The 15,344-nt window shown below is 72.8% G+C and carries 12 protein-coding genes; 4 read left to right on the top strand and 8 right to left on the bottom strand.

The window, feature by feature from the left end; genetic code table 11:
• Positions 1–77: 77 nt before the first annotated feature.
• Positions 78–872: a LysR family transcriptional regulator substrate-binding protein gene (locus ACWZEH_RS03220; protein ID WP_456195443.1), complete on the top strand. Its 795-nt coding sequence runs from the start codon at positions 78–80 to the stop codon at positions 870–872.
• A 28-nt stretch (positions 873–900) separates the two neighbouring features.
• Here the strand turns inward: ACWZEH_RS03220 and ACWZEH_RS03215 are convergent, their stop codons facing one another.
• The 4 genes from ACWZEH_RS03215 to ACWZEH_RS03200 form a co-directional block, all read right to left on the bottom strand.
• Positions 901–1,650, bottom strand: coding sequence for a DUF4142 domain-containing protein (locus tag ACWZEH_RS03215; protein WP_042169496.1), 750 nt, complete (start codon positions 1,648–1,650; stop codon positions 901–903).
• A gap of 118 nt (positions 1,651–1,768) precedes the next feature.
• On the bottom strand, positions 1,769–4,624 hold the full coding sequence (locus tag ACWZEH_RS03210; RefSeq protein ID WP_456195442.1) for a beta-L-arabinofuranosidase domain-containing protein: 2,856 nt from the start codon (positions 4,622–4,624) through the stop codon (positions 1,769–1,771).
• 256 nt (positions 4,625–4,880) lie between these two features.
• Positions 4,881–5,576, bottom strand: coding sequence for an HAD family hydrolase (locus ACWZEH_RS03205; RefSeq protein WP_456195441.1), 696 nt, complete (start codon positions 5,574–5,576; stop codon positions 4,881–4,883).
• A gap of 51 nt (positions 5,577–5,627) precedes the next feature.
• The gene (locus ACWZEH_RS03200) at positions 5,628–6,104 is read right to left on the bottom strand and encodes an Lrp/AsnC family transcriptional regulator (protein ID WP_456195440.1); all 477 of its coding nucleotides are present in this window, start codon (positions 6,102–6,104) and stop codon (positions 5,628–5,630) included.
• A 318-nt stretch (positions 6,105–6,422) separates the two neighbouring features.
• On the opposite strand from ACWZEH_RS03200, the gene ACWZEH_RS03195 reads away from it, so the two are divergent.
• Both ACWZEH_RS03195 and ACWZEH_RS03190 read left to right on the top strand, forming a co-directional pair.
• The gene (locus ACWZEH_RS03195) at positions 6,423–7,913 is read left to right on the top strand and encodes an FUSC family protein (RefSeq protein ID WP_456195439.1); all 1,491 of its coding nucleotides are present in this window, start codon (positions 6,423–6,425) and stop codon (positions 7,911–7,913) included.
• Positions 7,914–8,039: 126 nt separating this feature from the next.
• Positions 8,040–9,149: a lactonase family protein gene (locus ACWZEH_RS03190; RefSeq protein ID WP_456199416.1), complete on the top strand. Its 1,110-nt coding sequence runs from the start codon at positions 8,040–8,042 to the stop codon at positions 9,147–9,149.
• Positions 9,150–9,270: 121 nt separating this feature from the next.
• Here ACWZEH_RS03190 and ACWZEH_RS03185 read toward each other — a convergent pair whose 3' ends face one another.
• Positions 9,271–10,194, bottom strand: a complete 924-nt coding sequence (locus ACWZEH_RS03185) for a sirohydrochlorin chelatase (protein ID WP_456195438.1) — start codon at positions 10,192–10,194, stop codon at positions 9,271–9,273.
• A gap of 84 nt (positions 10,195–10,278) precedes the next feature.
• Positions 10,279–11,283 carry an N-acetylglucosamine kinase gene (locus tag ACWZEH_RS03180; protein ID WP_456199415.1) on the bottom strand — a complete coding sequence of 335 codons (1,005 nt, stop codon included), beginning with the start codon at positions 11,281–11,283 and terminating at the stop codon, positions 10,279–10,281.
• A 245-nt stretch (positions 11,284–11,528) separates the two neighbouring features.
• Between ACWZEH_RS03180 and ACWZEH_RS03175 the strand changes: the two genes are divergently transcribed.
• On the top strand, positions 11,529–12,236 hold the full coding sequence (locus ACWZEH_RS03175; RefSeq protein ID WP_456195437.1) for a uracil-DNA glycosylase: 708 nt from the start codon (positions 11,529–11,531) through the stop codon (positions 12,234–12,236).
• A 473-nt stretch (positions 12,237–12,709) separates the two neighbouring features.
• Here ACWZEH_RS03175 and ACWZEH_RS03170 read toward each other — a convergent pair whose 3' ends face one another.
• Together ACWZEH_RS03170 and ACWZEH_RS03165 are read right to left on the bottom strand one after the other, a co-directional pair.
• Entirely contained in the window at positions 12,710–13,864 is a 1,155-nt protein-coding gene (locus ACWZEH_RS03170; protein ID WP_456195436.1) for a WD40/YVTN/BNR-like repeat-containing protein, read from the bottom strand.
• Positions 13,865–14,040: 176 nt separating this feature from the next.
• Entirely contained in the window at positions 14,041–14,844 is an 804-nt protein-coding gene (locus tag ACWZEH_RS03165; RefSeq protein WP_456195435.1) for a pectate lyase, read from the bottom strand.
• Between the last annotated feature and the right edge of the window lie 500 nt (positions 14,845–15,344).

Here is a 15,344-nt window from a genome sequence, read left to right as displayed (position 1 = left end):
ACCATCGGCGGGCGCGGCCGGCCCTCGGGCCGTCGCCGGCGGTCCGGGCCCGTGGCCACGGACGGTAGCCTGGCAGGGTGACAGCCTCGGATGTGTCCCCGTCGTTCCGGCTCGTGTACGCACCCGGGGTGATGCCCGGCAAGTGGGTGCGCGTCTGGAACGAGCGGCTGCCCGGCGTCCCGCTGGCCCTCACCCAGGCGCCCGCCGCTCGGACCGCAGGCCTGTTGCTGGCCGGCGACGCCGACGCGGGTCTCGTCCGGCTGCCCGTCGACCGGACGGTGCTCAGCGCGATCCCCCTCTACACCGAGCAGACGGTCGTCGTGGTCCCCAGGGACCACATCGTGACGGCGGTCGACGAGGTGTCCCCGGAGGACCTGGCCGACGAGATCCTGTTGCACCCCCTCGACGACGTCCTCACCTGGGAGACCCTGCCCGGGAGGCCCGCCCTCGAACGCCCCGCCACCACCGCCGACGCCGTCGAGCTCGTCGCGGCCGGGATCGGCGTGCTCGTCGTACCGCTCTCCCTGGCGCGGCTGCACCACCGCAAGGACCTCACCCACCGGCCGCTCAAGGACGCCCCCGAGTCGAGTGTGGCGCTGGCCTGGCCCGAGGACGCGACCACCGACCTGGTGGAGGAGTTCATCGGGATCGTCCGCGGCCGGACCGTCAACAGCACCCGGGGCCGCATCCGGACCCAGCCTTCCGCGGCGCAGGGGAAGTCCAGGGAGAAGACCGGGCGAGCCGCCGAGAAGGGCGGAGCCGGGGCCCGGCGCCGGCAGGGGGCGGGCGGGCCGGACGGCCGCGGGCGGCGGAAGGGCACCGGCGGTACACCGAAGAACCCGCGCCGGGGCAAACCCCGCCGCGGGTCCTGAGCCCGGGCCCCCGGATCCCGCGGGGCGTCTACTTCACCGTCGAGGCAGGCGTCGGCGCCGGGGAAACGGTGTTGAGGTCCTTCAGCTCCTCGGGGATCTCGAGCACCAGCACCGGGGCGCCCGCCGGCGGTGCCGGCGGCGTCACCTGCTCCCGGGGCATCTTGGGCGGGCTCGTCTGCTGGAAGTTGACCTGTTCGTGGTTGACCAGCCCGGTCTTCTCCAGCACCGTGATGTGATCGAGCACGGTGTCGTTGGCCTGGTCGGCCAGCTGTCGCACGAGCGTGTTCCTGGTGTTGGCCCGGACCTTGGCGATCGCCGGGAAGATCTGGCCGTGGGTCACCCGCATGATGTTCACCGCCAAGGTGTCGAACTCCTTGTCGTTGGTGGTCTTGATGCTCTCCACGAACTGTTCCTGCTGGGGCGAGGCCTGGTTGGGCAGGGTGATGCCCAGTTCGAGGGAGATCTTGCGGCAGCTCTCGTCGAGCCGTCCGTGCCCGACGACCAGGTGCTCGCCCGCCTCCTTCATCTCCGGCGTCGTACCCCGTTCCATCGCCAGCAGGCCCAGGGGGTGTTCCCACAGCCCGGCCGCGCGCACCTTGACCACGAAGTCGCGGTCGGCCTCGGTCAGCTGGCCGTACTGGGTGTTGGCGACGACGCGGTCCGGGGTGCTCGATGTGGTCTGCACGCCCAGCATGGTGGGGTAGGCCAGCGCGGAGAGGGTGAGAACCATGGCTCCGCCCACGAACGCGGTTCCTGCCGTGCTGCGCGAGATGCGCATCGTTCCTCCTGGTGTATCAACAGCCCAACACCAGGGAGTACGGATGGAAGTGGCGAGACAATCACCGTTCCGGAAGAAATCTTCTGCCGGGACGCGCACGGTCTCCCGCCGTACGGCCTCATGCCGCGTAGGAGGCGTTCTGTGCGGTACGCACCACCCTGTCGCCGTCCGTGCCGCTCAGCAGGCCGGCGAGGACCCAGTCGGCGACCGTCGTCCGTACCCGCGTGACCAGCGCGTCCTTGTCGCCGAAGGGGGCTCCCGCCCAGATCTCGTCCAGCAGGGTGACGCCGTCGCCCCGGGCGGGGTTGGCGACGCCGGCGTCGAAGGTGCCGAAGACCACACGGGGTTCCGAGCGCCGGAAGTAGGCGTGGGCCGGGGCCTCGGTGCCCTCGGCGAAGGGGGCGAACCCGACGCCGTTGAGGGTGTGGTGCAACGGCTTCCCGGCGACCGGGGTGAGCGAGGGCAGCAGATCGCCGGAGAGAGCGGCGTTGCCGTACAGCGCGCACCGCAGGTGCTCGGTCGACGGGTCCAGGGCGACCAGGTTGACCGGGCCCAGGAACAGGGTCTGCAGCGTGGGGTCGTCGAGCGTGCGCTCGGCCCTCAGCCGGAACGGCACCAGGACCCGCACGGTGTCACCGGCCCGCCAGGTCCGCCGGACGCCGAAGTAGCCGCCCGGAACCGGAGTCCCGGGCGCCGCCCGCCCGTTGACGGTCACCCGGAACCCGCCGGTCGCCCAGGACGGCACGCGCAGCAGCAGGGCGAACGAGGCGGGGCCGCCCCCGATGGTGAGTGTGCTGCCCTGCTCATCGGGGAAGCGGGTGGTCTGCGTGACCGTGACGCCCTGTTCGGACCAGGTGAGTTCGGAGGGGCTGTAGAGGTTGACGTACAGGGCGCTCGCGTCGGCCTTCGCGAAGTACACCGAGTCCTGGTACTTCGTGGCGCTCTCCAGGCCGGTTCCCTCGCAGCACGTCGTGCCCTGCTTGGGCGTGTAGTCGCGCACGTGACCGGGCGTCAGGCCGATGAAGTAGGTGACGAGCGGCTTCTCTGCGTCCGGCCGGTCCTGCTTGGAGCCGAGGACCTGGTTGTGCAGGGCCCGTTCGTAGTAGTCCATGTACGCCGGGTCCTGCTCGTGGAAGAACAGCGTCCTGCTCAGCTTGAGCATGTTGTACGTGCAGCAGGTCTCGGCCGTGGTGGCACCGATCGTGCCCGCGATGACATCCCGCGCCCGCCAGAACTCGCCGCTGCTGGTGCCGCCGATCCCGTACGTGCGATGCGGTACGACCATGTGCCAGAAGTTCTTCGCGGCCGTGAGGTAGCGCTCCTCGCCCGTCTCGTCGTGCAGCCGTACCAGGCCGGTGAAGACCGGGATGTGCTGGTTGGCGTGCAGCCCGTCGAGCACGTCGGTGTTCGCCGCGCAGGCGTCGATGAGCCGTTCCAGGTCGAACAGGCGGGCCAGGGCGAGGTGTTCGGCACGGCCGGTGAGCGTGTGCAGGTCGCAGACCGCCTCCACGATGCCGCCGAACTCTCCGCTGGAGAACAGCCCCCACATCCGCTGAAGGGTGGCGGCCGGCAGCACGGACAACCGTGTGTGCATCCAGTCGCACAGGCCGGAGGCGAGATCGAGCGCGCGGTCGTCCCCGGTGGCGAGATACGCGTCCAGGAGTCCCCGGAGAATCTTGTGCGCGGTGTAGTAGGGCGCCCACACCCGTGTGTAGTCGCTGCCGGTCATCGACTCGAGCTCGATGAACTGCGTCTCCGGGTACGCGGCGAGGAACCCCGGATGGCTCGGTCCGCCCCAGGTGCGGCGCAGCGTCGCGTCGAGTGCGCGGCCGGAGGCGTCGGCGAAGGTCCCGCCGGACGTCTCGTCGAAGGCGTACGAGGCCAGGTCGCCCCGGCCGGTCGACGCGTCGGCGGCGCGGTGGCCGGCCAGCTCGGTGATCTCGGCCCCGGTCAGCGCGCGCGAGAAGACGTTGACCTCCTCGAACGCGCCCGCGAACACCGGGTCGCCGGAGAAGTGGGAGCGGCCCAGCCAGTGGTGGGCGAGAGGGCCGAGGGCCGCCGGGGTCAGCGTCAGGGACGTGTTGCGGGCCACGGCGGTGCCGTCGACGTAGAGGGTGCCGGTGGCGCCGTCCAGGGTGACGGCCAGGTGGCTCCACTCGCCGAGCGGCAGCGGCGCGGTGCCGTCGAGCCCCTGTTCGCCGCCGGGCCCGGAGGCGGTCACGGCGAACCGGGGCACACCGTTCGCGTTGCGGGCCGCCAGGTACAGGTAGCGGGTCGTGTCGTCGCCGAAGTCGAGGACCCGGGCCCAGGCGGCGTCGTGGGCGGGCCTCACCCAGGCGGACAGCGTGAGCGCCGGGGCGGTGCCCGCAACGGCGGCGGGGAGGTCCACGTACTGGTAGGAGCCCCGTACCTGTTCCGCCGCCCGGCCGAACCGGCCGTCGACGCTCAGCACCGCCGGAGCGTGGCGCAGCGCCTCGCGCACCTCGGCCAGAGCCCCGACCATGGTCCCGATCCGGTCCGCGAACACCTGCTCCCCGGTGCCGCGGTACGCCTGCGTCAGCATGGTCAGGAAGTGGCCGGTGTAGTGGCCGCGCAGATTGCCGTTGGCCTCCCCGTCCAGTCCTTCCCAGCCGCCCGGGGCGACCGCGCCGCCGGTGGGCAGGCCGGCGTTGGCGCGGAACACCTGGAGCAGCCGGTGGACGTCGTAGCCCCGGGCGTGGTCGAGCATCAGGCGCCGCTTGTCGGCGAAGACGCCCGGACCGAGCGTCACGTCCTCCAGCCCGAACGGACGCGCCGTCCACGCGGACGGCACGACGGTGGTGAAGGCGGCGGAAGCGCTGGTGGCGGCTGCCGCGGCGCCCGGTGGGCCCGGAGCGGCGGCGGCTCGTCCGGCTGCCGCGGCGGAGACCGCGGTCGCCGTCGCCGCGAGGGCCGCGGTCCGCAGGAGGGTTCGTCTGGAGAGGGGCCGTGCCATCAACGCTCCTCTGATCGGGACCTGGGTACCGGCGTCGGGAGAGGGCGCCGAACCCAGGCGTTCGATATTGCGAACGTCGTGCGAGTGATCGGCCAGACGATAGGGAGGGCACGGGAGGGCGTCAACGGGTCGGGAGGGTGTCAACAGGCAGGGAGGGCCGGATCCGGCCGTTCGCCGACGACACCCGCCCGACGGGTCCCGGGCCCGCCGCCCGGCCGCGTCCCCCGTGTTGCGCGACCCCGTCGGGCGGACCCCGTCAGGCCGGCCGGGCGGCTCGCGTCAGCCACTCGTGCGCGGCCCGTGCCGTGAACTCCCGTTGCCCGCCGCGCAGCAGCAGCGCGGCGGTGGCGAACTCCGGGGCGTCGGCCTGCGCCGCGATGTACGGAATCGCGATGCAGCGCATGCCCGCGGCGTGCGCGGCGGCGGCACCCGGGGTGGCGTCCTCCAGCACCACGCAGTCGGCGGGGTCCGCCCCGAGCCGACGGGCCGCCTCCAGGAAGACGTCGGGAGCGGGCTTGCCGCGTGGCACCTCCTCCGCCGAGACGACCGTACGCAGGTGGGCGTCCAGGCCCGTGCCGGCCAGGATCGCCCCGATCGCCTCGGGCGAGGAGCCGGAGGCCACGGCCATCGGTACGTCATCGGCGGCCGGCAGTTCGACGAACCGGCGCATCTCGGGGTACACGTGTGCCGAGGCGCCGGCCAGCCGGAGGTAGTGCCCGTTCTTGACCTCCAGCAGTTCCTCCACTGAGGCGTGCAGCCCGTAGCGCCCCCGCCGGTCGGTGATCGTCTCCCGGGTGCTGATCCCCACGTAGCGCTCGTGCTCCGCCCAGGAGAAGCCCGGCACGCCGTGCTCGGCGAGGGTCAGCCGTCCCGCCTCGTAGTAGTTCGGCTCGCTGTCCACGAGCGTTCCGTCGAGATCGAAGACGACCGCGAGTGTGTCGAAAGTGCTCATGGGGTCCAAGGATGCCGAGGTCCGGACGGTGGAAGGACTCCCGGGCGGACTCTAGGAGCGAGCCGTCCGGCCGATCGACTTCACCAGCGGAAGCAGCCGGTGCGGGACGCGCTCGCGCAGCGCCACCTCGGTGCGGGTGCGGACCACACCGGGCAGGTTGATCAGCTTCTGGACCACGTCCTCGAGATGCGCGTTGTCACGCGCCACGACCCGGGTCAGCAGATCCCCGCCACCGGTGATCGAGAACGCCTCGACGATCTCCGGCACGGCGGCCAGTTCGTCGCCGACCTCGTCCAGGCGCCCCTGCGTGACCTCGATGTGCACGAACGCGAGCACCGGATGGCCCAGCGCGGCGGGGGAGAGGGCCGGGCCCGTCCCGGTGATCACACCGTCGCGCTCCATCCGGTCGAGACGGGCCTGGAGCGTGCCGCGCGCGACCCCGAGGACACGGGCGTACTCCCGCACGCTGGTGCGCGGCTGCTCCAGCAGCAGTCGCAGGATGCGGGTGTCCAGCTCGTCCACGGCCATGGCCCCCGGCCTCCTGTCCTGCGGGCTCGTCACCGGTGATCGTTTCCGACTGTACCAACGGCCGACCGCCCGTCCGGATCGTTGAGCCGCACGCCGTCGGCCGTTGGTACCTCATCGGCCACTCCCCAAGGACTCGTATTGTGCCATTGGCTCACCGGAGAAGGGCAGAGTTGAGCCAGTGAGGGCCGGGATGTTGAGATATACGCATCGATGGCGCTGCGGACTCCGCGGCGCCTTTCTCGTGCCGACGCGCAACGGCGTCACGGCGCGCATCCGCGCATCCGCGCACACCATGGTTCCTCGAGGGGGCGGTCGGCAGTGTTGAAGAGGGTGTTCACGGCTCCGGACCCGGGCCGGACGCGGCTGCGCTTCGCCGCGCGGGCCGTGCTCGGCGTCGGTCTGGCGGTCGCCGTCTGCGGCCTGGCCGGCCACTCGCTCACGGGCGTCGTCACCGGCGGGCTCGCCGCCCTCCTGGCACTCTTCACCGTCACCGACGTCACCGTTCGCGGACAGGCGGTCACCACCGCCCTGCTGCCCGCCGTCGGGCTGCCCGTACTCGCCGTCGCGGCCGGGCTGTACGACCACCCGGTGGCCCGGGACCTCACCTTTCTCGCCGTGGTCGGGCTGGGCGTGTACGCGCGGCGCTGGGGCCCGCGCGGACACAGCCTCGGCGTGTTCGCGTTCATGACCTACTTCGTGGCGCAGTTCCTGCACGCGACCACGGGCCAACTGCCCGAGCTGTACGCCTCCGTCCTGCTGTCCGTGTCCACCGCCGCCGCGGTGCGCTTCGGGCTGTGGTGCTACGAGCGCCGCCTGCCCCCGGCGGCGGCCCCCGCCGCGCCCGGCGGCACCGGGCTGGCCCGCGTGACCACGCGGCAGGCCGTCCAGGCGACGGCCGGCGCGGGCTTCGCGCTCGTGGTGGGCCAGCTGGTGTCCGGTGAGCGCTGGTACTGGGCCGTCGGTGCCACCTGGTGGGTCTTCGTCAACACCACCTCGCGCGGCGAGACCCTGGTCAGGGGCTTCCGGCGGGTGCTGGGCACCGTCATCGGCATCGGCCTCGGTCTGCTCGTCGCGGTCCCCGCGCACGGCGACGGGCTCGCCACGGCGCTGGTCGTCGCGGTCTGCGTCTTCGGCATCTTCTACACGGCCGCCGTGTCCTACACCTGGATGATGCTCTGGGTGACGCTGCTCGCCGCCATGCTCTACGGCCTCCTGGGCGTGCTCGACCCCGGACTGCTGGCCCTGCGGGTGGTGGAGACCGGCGTCGGAGCACTCGGCGCCGGGCTGGCCGTGGCCCTCGTCCTGCCCGTGACCACCCACGGCGTCACCGACGCCTGGATCCAGCGGGCCCTGCGGTGCGTCCACGCGTGCACCGCGGAGGCGGCCGCGCGGCTGGCGGGGGCCGAGGGCGCCGACCCGGCGCCGAAGGTGGCCGAGCTGGAACAGCTGCTCGCCCGGGTGCGGCTCTCGGTCGCCCCCCTCGTACACCCGCTGAACCCCATGCTCGGCCGCAAGCGGCGCGCCCGCGCGGTCCTCGCACTGCTCGACGACTGCGCCCGGGAGATCCGCGGCCTCGTCCTCGTCGCCGCCGACCCAAAGGCATCCCACGACGCCCGCCTGGCCGACGCGTGCCGGCGGGTGGAGAGGGCGGTCGAGGCGCTCACCGACGGCCGGGACGACATCGCCGTACGGACGCCCCCGGCGGCGACGGAACCGGCCCTGGCCCATCTCCACGGCCTGGAGCGGGCCCTCGCCGAACTCGCCGCACCCCTGCGGGCCCCCTCAGGGTCTCCGCTGGTCGGGGCCTGAGGGCGACGGCCCGAGCGGACGGGGGCGGGCTCCCTCCTGGTCCAGACCTTCAGGGGCCGGCTGCTAGCGTCACCCCGGTCGGCGGGAAGCGAGAGGGGACCAGGAGTGAGCGTGGGGGACACGGGCGTGACGGACGGCGGACGACGGCGGCGGGCTTTCATCGGATCGTTCACGACGGCGGGCGGTCCGGGCATCGTCACCGCGGAACTCGGCCCCGACGACGGCGCCCTGACCGTCCTGGGCACCGTGAACGGCCTGCCCGACCCCTCCTGCCTGGCGCTCTCGCCCGACGGGCGGACGCTCTACGCGGTCAGCGAGACGGCCGAAGGCGCCGTGGCCGCGTTCCGGCTGCCCGGGACCGGGGACAGGGCGGGTGACGGCACCGGGGACGCGGGGGGCATGCCGGAGCAGGCCGGGCCCGCGGTGCCGGTCCACGGGAACGGGCCGACCCACCTCTGCCTCTTCGCCGGACACGTCCTCACCGCCAACTACGGCTCGGGCAGCGTCACCGCCGTCCCCGTCCGCGCCGACGGGAGCCTGGCACGCTCCGCGTCCGGAGTGTTCCCGCACACCGGCCCGGGCGACCGCCGGCAGCGGTCGCACGCCCACCAGGTGCTGCCCGACCCGAGCGGCCGCTGGGCGGTCGCCGTCGACCTCGGCACGGACTCGGTACGGGTGTACACGCCGGCCGACGGGACTCCCGCGCCGCACGGCGAGGTGGCGCTGCGCGCCGGCTCGGGGCCGCGCCACCTGGCCTTCCATCCGGACGGCACACGCGCGTACCTCCTCCACGAACTCAGTCCCGCCCTGACCGTCTGCCGCTGGGACGCCACCGAGGGCACGCTGCGCCCCCTTGCCGAGATCCCCGTGCTGCCCGGTGTCCCGTCCGGCGACGCCTACCCGTCGGGCGTCGCCGTCTCGCCCGACGGCCGCTTCGTGTGGACCGCGACCCGCGGAGAGGACGTCCTGTCGGTGTTCGAGGTCGTCGGCCACCCGGACCCGGACGCGGGCGACGGGGTGGCAGGGACGGACGGGACGCCCGGTCTGCGGCTGATCACCACCGTGCCCTGCGGCGGCCACTGGCCCCGCGCGCTCGTCGAGTCCCACGGCTTCCTGTACGTGGCGAACGAGCGCTCCGGGGACGTGACCTGGTTCGCGGTCGACCCGGACACCGGGGTGCCCCGGCGCCGCGGCTCGATCCCTGTGACGGCGGCGTCCTGCGTGGTCGTCGGCTGAGCACTCCGGCCGTACGTATCCGTCGGTACGTACCCGGCCGCGCACGCCGAAAGGCCCGCCCCGGTGACCGGAGCGGGCCTGTTCGGCGTCTGCGTCGTGGAGCGGATGAGCCCGCCCGGGGTCAGTGCGCCGAAGTGCTCTGCACCTGCTGCGGACTGATGCCCAGCGCGGAGGTGTACTTGGCCAGGGCGAGTTTGCCGATCGCCGGGTAGGGGCCCAGCGCCTCGGCGGCGGAGCAGCCCAGCTCCTTCGCGGCCTCCTCGACCAGGCTCGCGTCGATCTCGGGACCGATCAGGTACGGCGCGAGCGCCAGCTGCTGCGAACCGGACTCGCGCAGTTGCTCGGCCACCGACGCGATCGAGCCCTCCTCGTCCAGGGCCGCCGCCATCACCGGCACGGCGAGGCGCGCGGCGAGCAGCATGCCGGTGATCCCGGCCGCCTGCACGGCCTCGTCACCGCCCACGGAGGCGAGGATGATGCCGTCCGCCGCGGTCGCCACGGTGAACAGGCGGGCGCGGTCGGCACGGGCCAGCCCTGCCTCGGACAGCCGTACGTGCAGCGCTTCCGCGAGCAGCGGGTGCGGACCGAGGACGTCGGTCAGCTCGGCGGCCACACGGCTGTCCATCACGGCCTGACGGACCTGGCGCAGCAGCGCGCTGTCCGGACCTGCGAGCAGCGGCACGACGACGGCGACGGGGCCGTCCGGCTCCTTGACGTCCATACCTGCCGCGCGCGCCTGCTCGAAGCGGGCGGCGCGCTCCTCGGCGGCGTGCGCCAGCACCGACTGCAGCGTGGGGAACTCCGCGTCGTTTCCGTCGAGGTAACCGATCCGGGCGTCCAGACCGGGCAGCTCGGAACGGGCGATGCTGATGACCTCGTCGGCGAGGGAGCGGGTGGCACTGCTGGGAGTACCCGGCACGGCGAGGACGAGCGCGGGCGCGCCCTCGGGAGCCACCAGGGGCTCGGGACGGCGGTGCCGTCCGGGCTGGCGGGGGCGCGGCATTCGTACTGGCAGGCCGGACGCAGGCCCAGTGGGGGTGCTCATGGAGCGGAATGTTAGTGGTTTCCCGGGCTCCCCTGTTCGGGGAGGGTGCGCCTGCGTGGACTACGTCCTTATTTGTCTGATGTGTTATGTACGGACATCGGGCGCACCGGTGCCGCCCTCACCTGCCGGGCTCGTCACGCACAGCATCCTCTCGTCACCCGGAAGGGTGAACGAATCGGTCGCGAGGTCGGTGGCGATACGGACCGCCCCGTGCAGCGGATCTCCTTCCGCGGCCAGCCGTCGTGCTCGCGGCAACCGTTTCGCCAGCTCCTCGCCCAGGGGTACGAGGAGGGGATCGCCCAGGTTGAGCAGCCCCCCGGTGAATGCCACCAGCGGCTCGCCCGAGCCTGCGCCCGAACCCGCGCCCGGCTCCGGGCAGACGGCCGCAGCCGAGTCCGCCATGTGCCGGGCGGCCACCCGCAGGATGCCCGCGGCGACGGCGTCACTGTCGGCGCACCCGGCCACCCGGGGCGCGAAGGAGGCGAGAACGGCCGCCCGGTCGGTACGCGGATACAGACGGCCGGGAAGGGACGCCGCCGGGCCGAACATCTCCTCGGCGCACTCCAGCAGCCGCCCGGAACCGCCGTCCCGTCCGTCATGCGCGCGCAGCGCCGCCTCCAGGCCGGCCCGTCCGATCCACGCGCCGCCGCCGCAGTCGCCGAGCAGATGCCCCCAGCCGTCCGCCCGGCGCCAGCCGGCCAGGTCGGTGCCGACGGCGATCAGGCCCGTACCGGCGGCGACCACGGCACCCGGCCGCGGCCCCAGGGCGCCGACGTACGCGGTGACGGCGTCCGCTGCCAGCGCGACGCGGCGCACTCCCAGTTCCCGGCTCAGTGCTCCCGGCAGCTCGGCGCGCAGCACCTCCCCGAGACTGGCCAGCCCGGCCGCACCGACGACCGCCGTGTCCAGCCGGCCGATGCCGGCCCCGGCGGCCAGTTCCCGTGCCATGGGCACCAGTTGTTCCATCAAATGGCCGGGGTCGATCCCCCGGGAGCCGGTCCGCACCGGCTCCCCGGAGGCGCTCCGGGCAAGCGGACCCTGCCCGGCGGCACCGACGACGACCCGCAGCCCCGAGCCCCCGGAGTCCACGGCGACGAATCCGGGCCCGGCGTCCCGCGCGCCTGCCGTCGCCGCGCCCTGCCGGACCGGCCGACCGCTCGTCGGCAGACCGTTGCCGGACGGACTCAACGGGCTCCCCTCTCTTCCCTCTTCCCGGGCCTCTGTCTCGACCTCGACCTCGACGGGGAGGAAGAGTAGCGCCCCAGGACGCCCCCGAGGCCGGAAGCGGGCTGCCGGGCAAGGCATGTCGGTGCCAGCCAGTAGAGTGATCGACCGTGGCACCACGACCCTTGCACGAACTTGTTGAGCCCGGCTGGGCAAAGGCTCTGGAACCGGTGGCCGGACGCGTCGCGGCCATGGGGGACTTCCTGCGCGCGGAGGTCGCGGCCGGCCGCACCTACCTTCCGGCGGGAGCGAATGTCCTACGGGCGTTCCAGCAGCCCTTCGACGACGTCAGGGTCCTGATCGTCGGTCAGGACCCCTATCCGACACCGGGAATGGCGATCGGACTGAGCTTCGCGGTCTCACCGGACGTACGGTCGTTGCCGGGCAGCCTGGAGAACATCTACCGGGAGCTGAACGCGGACCTGGGCCTGCCCCGGCCCGTCAACGGTGATCTGACCCCGTGGACGGAACAGGGCGTCCTGCTGCTCAACCGGGCGCTCACCACCGCCCCGCGCAAGCCCGCCGCACACCGGGGCAAGGGCTGGGAGGAAGTCACCGAGCAGGCCATCCGCGCCCTCGCCGCGCGGGGCGCTCCCCTGGTGTCGATCCTGTGGGGGAGGGACGCGCGCAACCTGCGTCCGCTGCTCGGGGACCACCCCGCGATCGAGTCGGCCCATCCCTCGCCCATGTCGGCGGACCGGGGCTTCTTCGGCTCGCGCCCGTTCAGCCGGGCCAACGACTATCTGGTCCGGCAGGGCGCCGCCCCCGTGGACTGGCGGCTGCCGTCCGTCCAGGAGGCGGACGCGCCGACCGGTTAGAGCCGTCGGTGCGGGGGGCCCGGCAGGACTCGGGCTCCCCAGGGAGCCGGCGTCACCCGACCAGGCCGACGTCCGCCCGGGCGCTCGCCCCGACGAGACGTCAACCTGTGTCGCCCCTCGTGTGTCGGAGGACACCGACGCGTGCCGGTCCAGGGGCACCGAGAACCTTCCGGAACGCTCCGGCCTTCGGTCGGGAGGAACCGGACTCCTGCGAAGCAGGGCAGAGGTGGGGATCGCTGTCAGGGTGATGCGCCGTCCACCACGACGGTGGTGTGCCCGGCCGGGCGGTGGACGATCTCGGGGCTGAAAGACCCGCGGGCGGACTTGGCCTCAGTGACCGGCCCCTGCCATCCGTGGTTCACGGCAGCCCGCGACCGGCGACGACCGGCCGACACATCACCCGACCCGCTACCGACCCACCCCGGCACCGCCGGGCCTTGAGCCCGGCGGTGCCGCACGCTTGCCGTACCCCCTCAGGTAAGCACCGCGGCCCGGACGCACAGCACGTCCGGCAGGTGCGCGGCGAGCTGCTGCCAGCTGTCGCCGTCGTCCGCCGACGCGTACACCTCGCCGTTGCGGTTGCCGAAGTACACGCCCGCCGGGTCGGCGCCGTCGTGGCACATCGCGTCGCGCAGCACCGTGCCGTAATGGTCGCCCTGCGGCAGGCCCGCGCCGAGCGGCTCCCAGCTCCGGCCCGCGTCCGTCGTGCGGTAGACGCGGCAGCGCCGGCCGGCCGGTACGCGGTCGGAGTCGGCGTTGATCGGGAACACGTACGCCGTGTCACCCCGACGCGGATGGGCCACGACCGCGAAACCGAACGTCGACGGCAGCCCGGCACCGATGTCCGTCCACTGCGCGCCCGCGTCGTCGCTGCGGTACACACCCCAGTGGTTCTGCAGATACAGCCGGTCCGGTGTCACCGCGTCCCGGGCCACCTTGTGCACACACTGGCCGAACTCCGGGTTCGGATCCGGCAGGAACACCGCGGAGACACCCGAGTTGGACGGGGCCCAGCTCGAACCGCCGTCCAGCGTGCGGAACACACCCGCCGTGGACACGGCGACCGTCACCGCCCGCGGATCCCGCTCGTCGGTCAGCACGGTGTGCAGGCCCTCGCCGCCGCCGCCCGGGACCCACTTGGAGCGGGTCGAGTGCTCCCACAGCGGCCGGACCAGGTCGAAGGTCTCCCCGCGGTCCTCCGAGCGGTAGAGCGCCGCCGGTTCGGTGCCCGCGTACACCACGTCCGGCTCCGCGGCCGCCGGATGGAGCTGCCAGACCCGCTCCAGTGACGCCCCCGTGTCCTTGGGGAACTTGACGGCGGGCCGCGCCGGTTCGGTCCACGTCCGGCCCAGGTCGTCGGAGTGGAACACGGACGGGCCCCAGTGCGCGCTGTCACCGCCGACCAGCAGCCTCGGGACCGCGCCGCGGGTGTCGACGGCGACCGAGTACACCGCCTGGGCGTTGAAGTAGGGACTTTCGTCGAACTCCCAGTGGTTCCCCCGCCGACGCCCGATGAACAGGCCTTTACGGGTGCCCACGGCGAGCAGTACCTCGGACATGCCGATCACCTCCGCGACGTCTTTGTCGACGCCCTCGTTCAGGACATCCGTAAGTCTGCACCCCACCACTGACAGTCACCTCGGGATCAGGCGCCGACGCAGGTCGAAGCGGTGCGGCGGAGCCGCCGGGGAAAGGCGTGGGACGGGCGAGGAACGACCGTCGGGCAGAGGACGGCGGCCGTGCGCAGCGCCACGCGGGCGCCGTGCACGGCCGCCTCCCTCACCGTGGGGGGCTGTCGGAAGGGCTACTGGTAGGTGATGTCGGACGACGCGTACTTGCAGTACGTACCGTCGGCGCCGGAACCGTTGCTGCCCGGCTCGGCGCCGGTGTTGTTGCCGATGTACTTCTGGCAGGGGACGATCTTCTTGCTGCTGTCCCCGACGATCCTGATGTTGCGCAGGGTCGCGCTGTCGCCGTAGTTGGTGTTGATACCGGCGATCCTGCCGCCCTTCCAGCTCACCTCGACGGTGTTGAGGTTGATCGTGCGCTTGTACTGCGTCGAGCAGTTGCCGCAGGAGCGCACGAAGGTGCCGAAGTTCTTGACCGCGAAGTTCGACACGTTCAGCGTGCCGGCGCCGTTGAACTGGAACACCTTGTCACTGGCTTCCTTGGCCCCGCCGCCGCTGACGGTGTAGACCGAGGACGACGACTTGCCCTTGAACGTGGCCGCGTCCTCGCCGACGTCCTCCCACCACACGTTCTGCAGCGTGCAGGAGCCCGTGCAGTGGATGCCGTCGGCCGCGGGGGCGCCGAGGATGACGTTCTTCAGGACCGCGCCGTCCGCCAGCTGCAGGATCGGTCCCTGGTCCTCGTCCTGACCGCCCGAGCCCAGGTCGCCGGTGCCGTAGAGGCGCTTCATCCCGTAGTCCTTGGTGCCGGACACCGAGATGGTGGAGGAGACGCCCTCACTGCCGTTCGGGGTCGGCCAGGTGGCGGCGCTCGCCGAGGACGCCCCGGTAGTCATGATCATGCCAACCGAGAGGCCGAGGGTGGCCAGCGCTCCGGTCAGCGCGCGCCCGCGGGCGCGTGGTCGTGTCGCGGAAGTCATGTTCCGGTTCCTTCTGTCGTGATGTGGGGGATGCGGCGACGTGGAGGACGCCCGGGCGGCACCGTGCCGCCCGGGCCGGTTCGCATCGCTGAACGGAACGTAGGGGGTAAGCGCTTTCTGGTCAACGCCTCGGACAGCCCCATATTCGGCCGTCTGTCAGGGCGGTCGTGAGGAGCAGCGGTACAGCGGTTGGCGATGTCCGCGACGAGGACGTCGCCCGCCTCCCACCTTTCGTACGGCACCACACCGGCATGCTCGGCCGGTGTCCCGTCCGGCCCCTGGGCTGCCGGACGGCCTGCGCGCGCTGCGCGACAAGGACGCCACCGGCGACGAGTGATGCGGCAATGGCGTACGGCGTCATCGGCTCGTCATGGTCGTGACCATCTTGACCAAGGCATACCTACTGGTCAGCGACCCGGAAGGGGTTCCGGGAGCCGTCTCGCCGGTCAGAGCTGTGACAGCTTCGCGGGCCGGTCCGTCCCGTGCGCGGACCGGCTGTC

It is taken from the genome of Streptomyces yamdrokensis (assembly GCF_053890455.1).
Note: the sequence above shows the minus strand (reverse complement) of the source record. Positions and strands in the feature narration are given on the sequence as shown.